Origin of the sequence: Streptomyces sp. DI166, assembly GCF_900091315.1 — a bacterium.
GTDB classification, from domain to species: domain Bacteria; phylum Actinomycetota; class Actinomycetes; order Streptomycetales; family Streptomycetaceae; genus Streptomyces; species Streptomyces fuscus.
The window spans coordinates 54,101-67,636 of sequence record NZ_FLSP01000019.1 but is presented as its reverse complement, the minus strand read 5'-3'; the positions used below and the strand labels follow the sequence as shown (position 1 = coordinate 67,636).

Sequence of the window (13,536 nt, the reverse complement as noted above, 5' to 3'; positions counted from 1 at the left end):
AAAAAGTAGGTCAAAGGCCCCAGCCGACACCCGAATCGCATCGCTTGGCTAGCTCTCCGACGACTTGCCACCCGATCGAGGGGCGCCGACCGTCGCACCGGCCTTGACGCCGCCGTCCTTGCCGCCGCCCGGCGCCTCGAAGGACTCCAGCGCCTCCAGCACGTCCTGGACCCGGGAGATCTCGGCGTTGATGTCCTCCCGGCGGCGCACCAGCACCTCCAGCTCGCGCTTGCCCTCCTCGACCGTCCGCTTCGCCTCGCGGATCGCCTCGGCGCGCAGCTCCTCGGCCTCCTTGATGAGCGAGGCCTTCTTCTGCTCGGCCTCCTTCAGCAGGCCCTCGGCCTTCTTCACCGCGGCGATCCGGACCTTGCCCGCCTCGGAGTTGGCCTCCGAGACCAGCTCCTTCGCCTTCGCCTGGGCCTTGGCCAGCTGCTCCTCGGCGGCCTTGATGAGCGCGTCGCAGCGGTCGCCGGTCGACTTCATGGTCTCCGCGGCCTCGCGCCGGGCCCGCTCGTGCAGCTCCTCGATCTCGCTGGTGATGCGGTCGCGCAGCTCCTCCGCGCGCTCCCTTATGGCGGTGGCGTCCCGGCGCGCCCCGACCAGCAGCTCGTCGGCGTCCGTACGCGCCTTCTCCACCAGCGAGTTGCCCTCGACCGTCGCCTCCGCGACCAGCCGCTCGGCCTCCTTGCGGGCGGCGCCCACCATGGTGTCGGCCTGGCCCTCGGCGTCCGCGGTCGTCTTCAGCGCCTGCGTCTGCGCCTCGGTGAGCAGCTTGTCGGCCTCGGCGGTGGTCTCCGTGATGAGCTTGTCGACCTGCTCCGCGGCCTCCGAACGCCGCTTGTTGGCGTCCTTGCGGGCCTCGTCCAGCAGCCGCTCGGCCTCCTCGCGGGCGGCGGCGGTGACCCGCTCGGCCTCCGCCAGCGCCTCCGCCCTCACCCGCTCCGACTCGGTGCGGACCCGCTCCGCGTGCTGCTGCGCGGAACCCACCGTCTCGGCGGCGTCGGCGCGCAGCCGCTCCGCGTCCCCGGTGGCCTCCGAGAGCAGCCGCTCGGCGTTGGCGACCGCCTCGGCACGGACCCGCTCGGCCTCCTCGGCCGTCTCGGTGGTGAGCCGCTCGGCCTCCTTGCGCGCCTCGGTGATCAGGGTGTCGGCCTGCGCCGCCGCGTCCGAGCGGATGCGGTTGGCGTCCTCGCGGGCGTCGGCCCGGGTGCGCGCCGCCGCCTGGTCGGCCTCGGCGAGGGCGTCCGAGGCCTCGGTACGGACCCGCTGGGCGTGCTCGGCGGCGTCCGAACGCAGCCGGTCCGCCTCCGCGATCGCCTCCGACACGGTGCGCTCGGCCAGCGCCTTGGCGGCCTCCGACTCCTCGGACGCCTCGCGCCGGATCCGGCCCGCGTCCTGAGAGGCCCGCTCCCGCTCGGCGTAGGCGTCGGCGCGGACCCGGTCCGCCTCCTCCTCGGCCTCCCGCCGGGTGCGCTCGGCGACGTGCTCGGCGGCGCTGCGCAGCCCCTGGATCTCGTCCTGGGCCTGCTCGTGCAGCCCGGCCACCGAGTCGCGCACCTGCTGGGCGTGCTGCTCGGCGGCGGAGACCATCTCGGTGGCGCGCCGGTCGGCCTCCTCGACCAGCCGGACCGCCTCGGCCTGCGCCTCCTCCACCCGGTTGCGGGCGGAGGCCAGCAGCTCCTCGCTCTGCTCGCGGGCCCGCTCGCGCTCCTGGTCGGCCTCCTGGCGCGCGGAACCGAGCGTCTCCTCGGCCTCACGGCGGCGCCTGACGGCCTCCTCCTGGGCGGCGGCCAGCGTCTCGGACGCCTCGGTCGCCAGCCGCTCGGCGGCGGCCTGCGCCTCGGCCCGTACCCGGTCGGCGCTGTCCTGCGCCTCCGACTTCAGCCGCTCCGCCTCGGCCGCGGCCTCCGAACGCAGGCGTACGGCGACGGCCTCGCCCTCCGCGCGGGAGGCGGAGGCGTCCGAGGCGGCCTCGTTGCGCAGCCGCTCCGCCTCCTCCTCGGCCTGCTGGAGCAGGGTGCGGATGCGGTCCGCGGACTCCGAGCGCAGCCGCTCGGTCTCCTCGGCGGCCTCGCGGCGGATCCGCGCGGCCTCCTCCCGGGCCTCGGTCAGCGCCTGCTCGGCGGCCGTCAGCCGCTGCTCGGCCTCCGACTGGAGCCGGGTCAGTTCCTCGGCGGCCTCCACCCGGCGGGCCTCTATGGCCTGCTCGGTCTCCTCGCGCAGCTCGCGCGCGGCCCGCTCGGCCTCCGCCCGGATGCCCTCGGCCTGCTCGACCGCCTCCTCGCGGTTGCGCTCGGCCTCCTTGCGGGTGCGCTCCAGGACTTCCTCGGCCTGCCGGCGCAGCGTGGTGGCGCGCTCGATGGCCTCGGTGCGGACCTTCTCGCTGTCGGTGGTGGCGGTCTGGCGCAGTTCGTCGGCGTCCGCCTTGGCCTTGGACAGCAGCTCCTCGGCGGTCTTGGCCGCCTCCTCGATCTGCTGGACGGCCTCCTTGCGGGCCTCCGCGCGGATCTTCTCGCCCTCGGCGACCGCGTCGGCGCGCAACTGCTCGGCCTCGCCGCGCAGCCGCCGCGCCTCCTCCTGGAGCTCGACCGTCTTGGCCCGGTACTCCTTGGTGTCGTCCTTCGCGGCGCCCTTGAGCTGCTCGGCGATGTCGTGCGCCTCGGCGCGCAGCCGGTCCGCCTCGGCCTCCGCCTCGCGGCGGATCCGCTCGGCCTCCTCGGCGGCGGCCTTGGTGGTCTTCTGCGCGTCCTCCTGCGCCTTGTTCAGGACGTCCTCGGCGGTCTTGGCCGCCTTCGACAGCTGGGTCGCGCTCTCCTCGGCGGTGAGCGTACGGGCCTTCTCGGCGGCCTCCGCCAGGACCTTCTCGGCCTCCGCGCGGGCGTCCGCGACGATCTGCTCGGCCTCCGCCTTGGTGGCCTCGGCCTCCTTGGTGGCCTCGCTGACCAGCCGGGCGACCTGCTCCTTGGCGGTACGGGTGCGCTGCTCATTGGCGGACTCGGTGCTGCTGAGCGCCTTGGCCGCTGCCTCCTTGGCCTCGGCGAGGACCTTCTCCGCCTCCGACTGCGCCTTGCGCAGCGCCTCCTCGGCCTCCGTCATCCGCTGCTCGGCGGCGCGGCTGAGCTCACTGGCCTGGCGGCGGGCCGCGTCCGACTCGCTGACGGTGGAGTTGCGCAGCTGCTCGGCGTGGTCGGTGGCCTCCTGGGCCTGGGTGGAGGCGGCGTTCAGCAGTCGCTCGGCGTCCGCGCGGGCGCGGCGCAGCAACTGCTCGGCCTCCGCGCGGGCCGCCTCCGCCTCGCTCTGCAGGCGCTGGCGGGCCTCGGTGGTGAGCCGCTCGGCCTCCGCGCGGGCCGCCGCCATGGCCTGCTCGGCCTCGGCGCGGGACTCCTCCAGCAGACGGCGGGCCTGGGACTCGCTGCGGGCGCGCAGCTGCTCGGCCCAGGCGACGTTCTCGTTGACGTGCGACTCGACGGTCTGGCGGCGCTCGGCGAGCTCCTGGTCGAGCTGCTGGCGGCGGGTGACCGCCTCCTGGTGCAGCTCCGCCTGGAGGCGCGCGGCCTGCTCGGCGTGCTCCTGGAGGATGCGCTGGGTCTGCGCCCGGGCCTGGCTCAGCTCGCGCTCGGCGTCCTGGCGCAGCTGGTCGGCCTGCATCTGGGCGTTCCGCAGCAGCTGCTCGGCCTGGTAGCCGATGTCACCGCCGCCGAAATCGGGACGGGACATGATGGTGCGCCGCGCCTCGTGCAGCTTGGCGCGCAGCACCTCGACCTGGTAGCCGAGGTCCTCGGCGTGCTGGATCGCCTTTTCCCGCTCGGTCTTCAGCCGATCCATCTCGGCCTCGAACCGAGAGAGGTGGTCGACGTCAGCCGCCGGCTCTCGCTCCTGGCGTTCGTAGCCCCGCACTGCGCGGTCCCATCCGTCCCCTGGTCGCAAGTCTCTCCATACGAGCTCCGTCCATCCGCCGAACGGGGCCCCCGGGGAATGGTGTCAGATCAACGACGGAGCATGGGCTGCTGCCCCGACGCTCGTCCCCCGAAACCTGGACCCCGGCCCGCGATCGAACGCCGAAGAGGCGACGACCGACCCCAACCCTACCGGCCCATATGTACGAGGGTCAGTGCTCAGGTGACTCAACGGGCGCCGAAGTGACCAGTTCTGTGAGTACGCCGTGGCAATCCTTGGGGTGCAGGAAGGTGATCCGTGACCCCATGGAGCCGCGTCGCGGCTCTTCGTACAGGACCCGCACGCCCTTGTCCTTGATGTCGGCGGCGTCCGCGTCGACGTCGGCGGTGCCGAAGGCGATGTGGTGGACGCCCTCGCCGTTCTTGGCGAGCCACTTGGCGACGGTGGAGTCCTCCCGGGTCGGCTCCAGGAGCTGCAGGTACGACGCCCCGCCGTCGGACGTATCGTTGATCTTGAGCATGGCCTCACGGACCCCCTGCTCTTCGTTGACCTCGGAGTGGAACACCTCGAAGCCGTAGGTGGCCCGGTAGAACTCGACGGTCTTGTCGAGGTCGAAGCAGGCGATCCCGATGTGGTCGATTCGCGTCAGCATGGATTCAGTGCAGCGCTCCCGCGGTGGTAACGCAACGTGCCAGCGATCACACCGACTGCCCGGTGACGGCACGGAGTGCCACTCAGTACATTCGAAGTAAACCCTCGTTCACTCCTCGGCTGTGCAAGCTGGAAGGGGATCGCACCTCATGTCTGGAACGAACGGCACTACCTCGGTGATCGTCGCGGGCGCCCGTACGCCCATGGGACGGTTGCTGGGCTCGCTGAAGTCCTTCTCCGGAGCCGACCTCGGCGGCTTCGCGATCAAGGCCGCCCTCGACCGTGCGGGGATCGGGGGCGACCAGGTGCAGTACGTGATCATGGGGCAGGTCCTCCAGGCCGGCGCCGGTCAGATCCCGGCCCGTCAGGCCGCGGTCAAGGCCGGCATCCCGATGAACGTCCCCGCGCTGACCATCAACAAGGTCTGTCTGTCGGGCCTCGACGCCATCGCGCTGGCCGACCAGCTGATCCGCGCCGGCGAGTTCGACGTGATCGTCGCCGGTGGTCAGGAGTCCATGACCAACGCGCCCCACCTGCTGCCGAAGTCCCGTGAGGGCTTCAAGTACGGTGCGATCGAGATGCTCGACGCGATGGCCCACGACGGCCTCACCGACTCCTTCGAGGGCATCGCCATGGGCGAGTCCACCGAGAAGCACAACACGCGCCTGGGCATCGCCCGTCCGGAGCAGGACGAGATCGCCGCGCTCTCCCACCAGCGGGCCGCCGCCGCGCAGAAGAACGGCGTCTTCGAGGCCGAGATCACCCCGGTCGAGATCCCGCAGCGCAAGGGCGACCCGATCCTGTTCAGCAAGGACGAGGGCATCCGCGCGGAGACCACGGTGGAGTCGCTGGGCAAGCTGCGCCCGGCGTTCGCCAAGGACGGCACGATCACGGCCGGCACCTCCTCGCAGATCTCCGACGGCGCCGCGGCGGTCGTGGTGATGAGCAAGGCCAAGGCGCAGGAGCTGGGCCTGGAGTGGATCGCCGAGATCGGCGCCCACGGCAATGTGGCGGGCCCGGACAACTCGCTGCAGTCCCAGCCGTCGAACGCCATCCTGCACGCCCTGAAGAAGGAGGGCCTGGAGGCTTCCGACCTCGACCTGATCGAGATCAACGAGGCGTTCGCGGCCGTCGCGGTCCAGTCAATGAAGGACCTCGGGGTGTCCACGGAAAAGGTGAACGTCAACGGCGGTGCCATCGCGCTGGGCCACCCCATCGGCATGTCCGGCGCCCGGCTCGTGCTGCACCTGGCGCTGGAGCTGAAGCGGCGGGGCGGCGGGGTCGGCGCGGCCGCGCTGTGCGGTGGCGGCGGTCAGGGTGACGCGCTGATCGTGCGGGTCCCCAAGGCCTGAACTGTCTTTCCTTGAGTGAACGGAGCTGTGATGCAGGACGTCTCCACGCTGGTGGCCCAGGCCAGGGAGGGCAGGCCCCGGGCCGTGGCCCGGCTGATCTCCCTGGTGGAGGGGGCGTCCCCGCAGCTCAGGGAGGTCATGACGGCGCTCGCGCCGCTGACCGGCGGGGCGTATGTGGTGGGTCTGACGGGCTCGCCGGGGGTGGGCAAGTCGACCTCCACGTCCGCCCTGGTCACCGCGTACCGCAAACAGGGCAAACGGGTGGGTGTGCTGGCCGTGGACCCCTCCTCGCCGTTCTCCGGCGGCGCGCTGCTCGGTGACCGGGTGCGGATGTCGGACCACGCCTCCGACCCCGGTGTCTACATCCGCTCGATGGCGACCCGGGGGCATCTCGGGGGGCTGGCGTGGGCGGCGCCGCAGGCGATCCGGGTGCTGGACGCGGCCGGGTGCGACGTGATCCTCGTCGAGACGGTGGGCGTCGGGCAGTCGGAGGTGGAGATCGCCTCGCAGGCGGACACGTCCGTGGTGCTGCTCGCCCCCGGGATGGGGGACGGGATCCAGGCGGCCAAGGCCGGGATCCTGGAGATCGGGGACGTGTACGTCGTCAACAAGGCCGACCGGGACGGGGCCGACGCGACCGCGCGCGAGCTGAACCACATGCTCGGGCTGGGGGAGTCCCGGGGGCCGGGGGACTGGCGGCCGCCGATCGTGAAGACGGTCGCGGCGCGGTCGGAGGGCGTCGACGAGGTCGTGGAGGCGCTGGAGAAGCACCGGGCGTGGATGGAGGAGCGGGGGGTGCTCGCCGAGCGGCGTCGGGCGCGGGCGGCGCGGGAGGTCGAGACGATCGCGGTGACCGCGCTGCGGGAGCGGATCGGGGACCTGCACGGGGATCGTCGCCTCAGTGCGCTGGCGGAGCGGATCGTGGCGGGCGAACTGGACCCGTACCGCGCGGCGGACGAACTGGTGGAGGGCCTGACGCGGTCGTAGGGTGTGTTCCCTTTTTCGCCCCCGCCGCCCCTACCCGTCCCGTACCTGGGGGCTCCGCCCCCAGACCCCCGCTTCGGCCCTGGACGGGCCTCGTCCCCAAACGCCGGACGGGCTGAAATCAGCCCCTGCCCCTTACCCGTACTTGGGGGCTCCGCCCCCAGACCCCCTATCGGCCCTGGACGGGCCTCGTCCTCAAACGCCGGACGGGCTGAAATCAGCCCCTCCGGCGTTTGAGGAGCGGGGGTCCAGGGGGCAGAGCCCCCTGGAGGACGGGAATGGGCAGGGGCGGCGGGGGCGATCTCCAGGTCAGTCGTCGTCCCGCTCCTGCGTCACCGTCGACGTCTTCGCGTCCACCGTCCACTCGCCCTGCGTCGTCTCCACCGACCACACCGCCGGCCCGTCGTCGTCGAGGTCGACCTCGACCACCGTGCCCTTGGCGGCGGCCGCGCGCGCCGCCTCCTCGGCCGTCACCGTGGTCCCCCGCAGCGCGGCCAGTTCGTCGCGCCCGTCGCTGTCGTCGTCGCGCTGGGCGCCGAGGGCCTTGCCGGTGTCCGGCGCCACCCGGACGGTGTACTCGGTGCCGTCCGACTTCACCACCTCCACCTCCCAGTGGTCGGCGCCGTCGTCCTCCAGGTCGACGGAGACCGCCGTACCGGACGTGTGCTTCAGGGCCGCCGCCACGGCATCCGCGGCCGTGACGTCCGCCGTAGCGGCACGGGGGGTGTCGTCCCGGCTGTCGTCGTCCCGGTCGTCGTCCCGCCTGTTGTCGTCCCGGAAGTCGTCCCGGTCGTCCGCGACCGTCTGCACGTTCGTCTTCCCCCGCACCGGCGCGCTGTCGTCGTCACCGGAGGCGGAGGCCGCGAAGGCACCGCCTCCGATGAGTGCCGCGGCGGCGACGGTGGCGATGACGATGTTGCGCTTCATGGTGGTTCCTCCCGAGTCGTTCGGTTCGACGTGAACAACTGTCACCCGCCGACGCTGAGGAGAACCTGAAGGACCCTGAAGGAGTCTTCAGGTTCGCTTTGCGACGCTGTACGCATGCGCCTGTTGATCGTGGAGGACGAGAAGCGGCTGGCCCTGTCGCTCGCCAAGGGACTGACGGCCGAGGGATACGCCGTGGACGTCGTGCACGACGGCCTCGAAGGACTGCACCGGGCCACCGAGACGCCGTACGACCTGGTGGTCCTGGACATCATGCTGCCGGGCATGAACGGCTACCGCGTCTGCGCCGCCCTGCGCGCCGCCGGCCACGACGTGCCGATCCTGATGCTCACCGCGAAGGACGGCGAGTACGACGAGGCCGAGGGGCTGGACACCGGCGCCGACGACTACCTGACCAAGCCGTTCTCGTACGTGGTCCTGGTGGCGCGGGTGAAGGCGCTGCTCCGGCGGCGCGGTCCCGGTCCCTCCCCGGTGCTGGTGCACGGGGACCTGAAGGTCGACACCGCCGCCCGCCGCGTCCACCTCGGTGAGGACGAGGTCGCGCTCACCGCCAAGGAGTTCGCCGTACTGGAGCAGCTCGTCACCCGGCCCGGCGAGGTCGTCTCCAAGGCGCGGATCCTGGAGCACGTCTGGGACTTCGCCTACGACGGCGACCCCAACATCGTCGAGGTCTACATCAGCGCCCTGCGCCGCAAGCTCCGCCCCGGCCTCATCCGTACCGTCCGGGGCGCCGGATACCGGCTGGAGGCGGGCCGATGAGACGCCTGTTCGGCTCGGTACGGGCGCGGGCGGCGCTGGGCGCCACGCTCGTCGTCGCGGTGGCCCTGCTGGCGGCGGGCGCGGCCGTCCTGCTGTCGCTGCGGTCCAACCTCGTCGAGCAGGCGGGGACCGAGGCGGAGCGCGTGGCGCGGACCGTCGCCGCCGAACTCGCCGGCGGACGGGCGTACGGCGATCTGGACCTGGACGACGAGACGCCGGTCCAGGTCGTCGACAAGGACGGGACGCTGGTCGCGGCCAGCGAGGGGCTGGAGCGGATCAGCGGTACCGGGACAAACGCCGTCACGCCCCGGCCGGCGCCCAGCCCCGGCCGCACCGACGGCCACGGCGGCGACGACCGCGACGATGACGACGACCGGGACGACGAGGCGTCCCTGGAGCCGGGGGAGATCGGCAGGGAAACCGACTTCACCGAAGGCTCCGCCACCGTCGACGGCCACACCGAGGACTACCGGTTCGCCGCGGTGGAGGTCGACGCCGACGAACGGGGCCGGTTCACCGTCATCGCCGGAGGCTCACTGGACGCCGAGCAGAGCGCGGTGGACAGCGCGACCACCGCCATGCTGGTCGGCTTCCCCCTGCTGATCGGGGTCGTCGCGGGGGTGACCTGGCTGGTCACCCGGCGCGCGCTGCGCCCGGTGGAGGGCATCCGGCGCGAGATGGCGGAGATCACCGCCTCCGAGGACCTCACCCGGCGGGTCCCCGAGCCCGCCACTCACGACGAGGTGGCCCGGCTGGCCCGTACGACCAATGAGACGCTGGCGGCGCTGGAGTCCTCGGTGGAACGTCAGCGGCGCTTCGTCGCCGACGCCTCCCACGAGCTGCGCAGCCCGATCGCCTCCCTGCGCACCCAGCTGGAAGTGGCCGCCGCCCACCCCGAGCTGCTGGACCTGGACGGGGCGGTGGAGGACACCGTACGGCTCCAGCACCTGGCCGCCGACCTGCTGCTGCTCGCCCGGCTGGACGCGGGGGAGCGGCCCGCCGACGGGCGGGTGGACCTGGCGGCGCTCGCGGCGGAGGAGGCCGCGGGGCGGGCCGGGGTGCGCGTGGACATGGACGGGCCGCTGGAAGTGGCCGGATCGCGGGGGCAGTTGGCGAGAGTGCTCGCCAATCTGCTGGACAACGCGGCCCGGCACGCCCGCTCGGCCGTCGTGGTGACGACCCGGCGGGAGGGGGGCTCGGCCGTCCTCCAGGTCTCCGACGACGGGGACGGGGTGCCCGTGGCGGACCGGGAGCGGATCTTCGAGCGGTTCGTACGGCTGGACGAGGCCCGCAGCCGGGACGACGGCGGTGCCGGGCTGGGCCTGGCCATCGCCCGGGATGTCGCCGAACGGCACGGCGGCAGCCTCACCGTGGGCGACGGTCCGGCGGGCGGAGCCCTGTTCGAACTCCGTCTGCCGACCGTCTGAGGGGCGGGAGGACCCGGAGAAAGGGTCAGGGGCGCCCGCGCTGCCCGCGCAGGTGCTCCGCGATGGGCTTGAGCGCCTTGTCCAGCTCCACCAGCGCCTCCGGCGACAGCAGGTCGATGAAGTGCCGGCGCACCGAGGCCACATGGTGCGGGGCGACCTTCTTCATCGTCTCCATGCCGTGCTCGGTGAGGACGGCATAGAGGCCGCGGCGGTCCGACTCGCAGTTCTCGCGACGGACCAGGTTCGCGTTCTCCATCCGGGTGATCTGGTGGGAGAGGCGGCTCTTGGACTGCAAGGTGGCGGAGGCGAGATCACTCATCCGCATCCGCACGTCGTCCGACTCGGAGAGGTTCACCAGGATCTCGTAGTCGTTCATGGTCAGGCCGAACGGCTGGAGGTCCCTTTCGAGCTGGTACGTCAACAGCCTGTTGACCTCCAGGTGGGTGCGCCAGGCGCACTGCTCCGCATCGGTCAGCCAGCGCGTGGCCGTCTCGGTCTCCATAAATGAAGTCTACCTAAAATGTTGAAAAGCGAACTAGTGTGGGCGGTGTGACACTGCGCACGCGTTCGAAGTCGTCACACTCCGCAGACTACCGCTCACAGCCCGAAGCGACGCTGGAGGTCTCCCAGCTGTCCGGGAAGGCGCGGTGCGCCACCTTGCTGTGAGCCACCTGTGGAGGCTCCACTTCCGGGCACTCCCGCCTGGTGCGGGACACCCCCGGTCGGCTGCTCGGCCATGAGGGCTTCCGAGGACTGCAGGAGCACCGTTCCGGCTCCCACGAACTCGAACTGGTGCTCCTCCCCGGAGGCCCCGCCGAGGCCCGTCATCGCACGTAGACCGCCCATCAGGCCGGTCATATAACCGTAGTCGTAGTGATGACACGGGGAGGGGCAGTCGGCCCAGCCGACGAGTGCCTGCGGATCCACCCGGATCGGGGGTTCCATGAACACCACCGGACCGTTAGATGCGGCCACGAACTTCCCGGTTCCGATGAGGGTCAGGAAACCCGGCACGATCGATTGCTTGAGCGACAGACTTGGCTGAAAAGCGAGCAGGTTGCCTGAGCGAATGGTCAGGTTGCCGTCGTCGAGGTCGTAGGAATTCACATCGAAGGCCCGATCTGCGAGAAGCATCTTCCCCGAGCCCTCGGCGACCACCCAGTCGCTCGCGTGCAGTGGTGAATGGAAGGACGTACGGACGAGCCGCTCCAGCCGTCCGTGGCCGATCCCGTTGAACTCCATCGAGCCGTAGTAGGCGATCATCTTGCCCTTCTGGAGGAACCACTGGCTTCCCTTCAGTTCCACGCAGAAGGTGTAGCTGTCGACGTTGTCGTCGGACGGCAGGGTCATCGGGTCGTGGATCACGGGCCCCGCCCCCGGGTAGTGGCTCACAGCTTCTCCTCCGATGCCTGGACGTACACCACGCCGCTGCCGCTGAGCTCCAGCTGGAACGCCTCGCCCGAACCCCGGCCCACCATGTCCCGCCAGCCCAGCGCGGTCGACAGCTTGTTGCGGACGTCGCCGTGGTGGGCGACATAGGCCTGCGGGTCGACGTGGACCGGGCGCTGCGGGGTGATCGGCAGCTCCAGTACGCCGCCGTGCGCCATGACGGCGACCGCGCCGTGCCCCTTGAGGGTGGTGGTGAACAGGCCCTGGCCGGTGACCTGGCCGCGCACCATGCCCATCACGCCGCCCTGGGAGCCCAGGAACATCGTGCCCTGCTCCAGGGTGCCCTCGAAGGCCAGCAGACGGTCCGCCTCGACGTAGAGGGTGTCGCCGGTCAGCTGGATCACCTGGACGTGGTGGCCGCCGTGCCCGAAGAAGACGGTGCCGCTGCCCTCGACGGTCATCAGCGGGGTCGCCTCGCCCGCGACCCGGCGGCCGATCATGGACATCAGTCCGCCCTGGCCGCCGGTCGTGTTCGGGGTGAAGGACACCTCGCCCTTGTAGGCGAGCATCGCGCCGCGCTGACTGAACAGCCGCTGCCCGGGCAGCACGGTCGCCTCGATCATCTTGGAGTTGATCTCACGCAAGGCCATGTCAGAGGTCCCCCGCGATCGTGTTGCGCTCGCTCGGCTGTACGTAGACCAGGCCGTCGCCCTCGAAGCGGATCTGGAAGGCCTCGCCGCCGCCCTCGCCCATCAGCGTGCGGAAGGTCACACCCGACTGGAACGACTGCCGCAGGTTGCCCTGGTGGGCGATGTACGCCCCGGGGTCGACGGTCAGCGGGTACTGGGCGCTGACCCGGAGCACGACCGCCGGCCCGTCCGAGGTGATCGCCGCCTGGCCGTGCCCCTCGACGGTCGTGGTGAACAGGCCGTTGCCCTGCGAGGCGCCGCGCACGCCGGTGAAGGTCGTCCCCGTCCGCAGGCCCGCGTCGGTCGCGAGCAGGTTGCTGGACTCGACGTAGAGCTTGTCCCCTTGCAGGTTGACCAGGTTGATCTCGGACGCGCGGTCCGCGAACCAGCAGGTCCCGTGCCCCTTCACCTCCATCACCGTCATCTGCTCGCCGGTCAGGCGCCGGGTCACCATGCCCCGGATGCCCTCACCGCCGCCGCTGAGCTTCTTGAACGCCATCTGTCCGTCGTACGCCACCATCGAGCCGTTCTTCGCCTTCACGGCGTCCCCGGTCATCTCGACGGCGAGCACCTTGCTGCCCTGAAGTCGGAACATCGCCACGCAGGCGACGGTAGCCGCCGCCGACGGCCCGAGGGTAGGGCCCGAGACCGGAGATCCACCCGGAACCGGCCCTTAAGGGACGCCGCACCGCGACCCCCGGGCCGGAGGGCGCCCGCCGGTTTGCCACAATGGGCGAACGTTTGTGCTCGCGTTCACAAACTCCGACCTCTCTCCCATCGAAGGTGATCCGTGGACATCAAGACCGCCACCGCCCTACGCCGCCTCCGTCTCGTCTCCACTCCCGAGGCGGTGTCCTTCCTCCTGCTGCTGGTCTGCTCGGTGCTCAAGCGCACCACGGACTTCAACGCGGTGCCCGTGATGGGCGGCATCCACGGCTTCCTGTTCGTGCTGTACGTGGTCTTCTGGGCGGACGCCTGGAACCGCGCGAAGTGGCCGCTGAAGACCGCCGTGCTGTACTTCGTCCTCTCCGTCCTGCCCACCGGCGGCTTCTTCGCCGACCGCAGGCTGCGGCGCGAGGCCGAGGACGCGGTCATCGCCTCCCGCGCCCGCCAGGAGGGCGTGGTGAAGGCGTCGTGATCGTCGCCTTCTCCGTGACGCCGCTCGGCGTCGGCGAGGACGTGGGGGAGTACGTCGCCGACGCCGTCCGGGTGGTGCGCGAGTCCGGTCTGCCGCACCGCACCGACGCGATGTTCACCTCCATCGAGGGTGAGAGCTGGGACGAGGTGATGGACGTCGTCAAGCGTGCCGTCGCCGCCGTGGAGGCCCGCGCCCCGCGCGTCTCCCTCGTGCTCAAGGCGGACATCCGCCCCGGTGTGACCGACGGACTGACCTCCAAGGTGGAGACCGTGGAGCGGTACCTGGCCGCCGAGTAGCCACCGCCC

13 protein-coding genes are annotated in these 13,536 nt (G+C 71.6%); 6 read left to right on the top strand and 7 right to left on the bottom strand.

Features of this window, described 5'->3' with window-relative positions:
* Positions 1 to 48: 48 nt before the first annotated feature.
* A complete protein-coding gene (gene scy / locus GA0115233_RS12310) occupies positions 49 to 3,897 on the bottom strand; it encodes a polarized growth protein Scy (RefSeq protein ID WP_093720224.1) in 3,849 nt (1,282 codons plus the stop codon).
* A gap of 211 nt (positions 3,898 to 4,108) precedes the next feature.
* The gene (gene mce, locus GA0115233_RS12305) at positions 4,109 to 4,549 is read right to left on the bottom strand and encodes a methylmalonyl-CoA epimerase (RefSeq protein ID WP_086563263.1); all 441 of its coding nucleotides are present in this window, start codon (positions 4,547 to 4,549) and stop codon (positions 4,109 to 4,111) included.
* A 148-nt stretch (positions 4,550 to 4,697) separates the two neighbouring features.
* Between mce and GA0115233_RS12300 the strand changes: the two genes are divergently transcribed.
* Positions 4,698 to 5,900: an acetyl-CoA C-acetyltransferase gene (locus tag GA0115233_RS12300; RefSeq protein WP_093720223.1), complete on the top strand. Its 1,203-nt coding sequence runs from the start codon at positions 4,698 to 4,700 to the stop codon at positions 5,898 to 5,900.
* Between the two features lie 30 nt (positions 5,901 to 5,930).
* Positions 5,931 to 6,887: a methylmalonyl Co-A mutase-associated GTPase MeaB gene (meaB, locus tag GA0115233_RS12295; protein WP_093720222.1), complete on the top strand. Its 957-nt coding sequence runs from the start codon at positions 5,931 to 5,933 to the stop codon at positions 6,885 to 6,887.
* Between the two features lie 306 nt (positions 6,888 to 7,193).
* On the opposite strand, the gene GA0115233_RS12290 is transcribed toward meaB, so the two are convergent.
* The gene (locus GA0115233_RS12290; RefSeq protein WP_093720221.1) at positions 7,194 to 7,811 is read right to left on the bottom strand and encodes a PepSY domain-containing protein; all 618 of its coding nucleotides are present in this window, start codon (positions 7,809 to 7,811) and stop codon (positions 7,194 to 7,196) included.
* Positions 7,812 to 7,925: 114 nt separating this feature from the next.
* Here GA0115233_RS12290 and GA0115233_RS12285 point away from each other — a divergent pair, with 114 nt between their 5' ends.
* Both GA0115233_RS12285 and GA0115233_RS12280 read left to right on the top strand, forming a co-directional pair.
* Complete coding sequence (locus GA0115233_RS12285) at positions 7,926 to 8,588, top strand: response regulator transcription factor (RefSeq protein ID WP_093720220.1); 663 nt, start codon at positions 7,926 to 7,928, stop codon at positions 8,586 to 8,588.
* Entirely contained in the window at positions 8,585 to 10,015 is a 1,431-nt protein-coding gene (locus GA0115233_RS12280; RefSeq protein WP_093720219.1) for a sensor histidine kinase, read from the top strand. Before GA0115233_RS12285 ends, GA0115233_RS12280 begins: the two co-directional genes overlap by 4 nt.
* 25 nt (positions 10,016 to 10,040) lie before the next feature.
* On the opposite strand, the gene GA0115233_RS12275 is transcribed toward GA0115233_RS12280, so the two are convergent.
* The 4 genes from GA0115233_RS12275 to GA0115233_RS12260 form a co-directional block, all read right to left on the bottom strand.
* Positions 10,041 to 10,517, bottom strand: a complete 477-nt coding sequence (locus tag GA0115233_RS12275; RefSeq protein WP_093720218.1) for a MarR family winged helix-turn-helix transcriptional regulator — start codon at positions 10,515 to 10,517, stop codon at positions 10,041 to 10,043.
* A gap of 95 nt (positions 10,518 to 10,612) precedes the next feature.
* Complete coding sequence (locus GA0115233_RS12270) at positions 10,613 to 11,407, bottom strand: AIM24 family protein (protein ID WP_093720217.1); 795 nt, start codon at positions 11,405 to 11,407, stop codon at positions 10,613 to 10,615.
* The gene (locus GA0115233_RS12265; RefSeq protein ID WP_093720216.1) at positions 11,404 to 12,054 is read right to left on the bottom strand and encodes an AIM24 family protein; all 651 of its coding nucleotides are present in this window, start codon (positions 12,052 to 12,054) and stop codon (positions 11,404 to 11,406) included. The genes GA0115233_RS12270 and GA0115233_RS12265 overlap by 4 nt, the downstream gene beginning before the upstream one ends.
* Position 12,055: 1 nt before the next feature.
* The gene (locus tag GA0115233_RS12260; RefSeq protein ID WP_093720215.1) at positions 12,056 to 12,688 is read right to left on the bottom strand and encodes an AIM24 family protein; all 633 of its coding nucleotides are present in this window, start codon (positions 12,686 to 12,688) and stop codon (positions 12,056 to 12,058) included.
* A gap of 195 nt (positions 12,689 to 12,883) precedes the next feature.
* Here GA0115233_RS12260 and GA0115233_RS12255 point away from each other — a divergent pair, with 195 nt between their 5' ends.
* Positions 12,884 to 13,231, top strand: coding sequence for a DUF3817 domain-containing protein (locus GA0115233_RS12255; protein WP_093720214.1), 348 nt, complete (start codon positions 12,884 to 12,886; stop codon positions 13,229 to 13,231).
* Positions 13,228 to 13,527, top strand: coding sequence for an MTH1187 family thiamine-binding protein (locus GA0115233_RS12250; protein ID WP_093720213.1), 300 nt, complete (start codon positions 13,228 to 13,230; stop codon positions 13,525 to 13,527). The genes GA0115233_RS12255 and GA0115233_RS12250 overlap by 4 nt, the downstream gene beginning before the upstream one ends.
* Positions 13,528 to 13,536 lie beyond the last annotated feature (9 nt).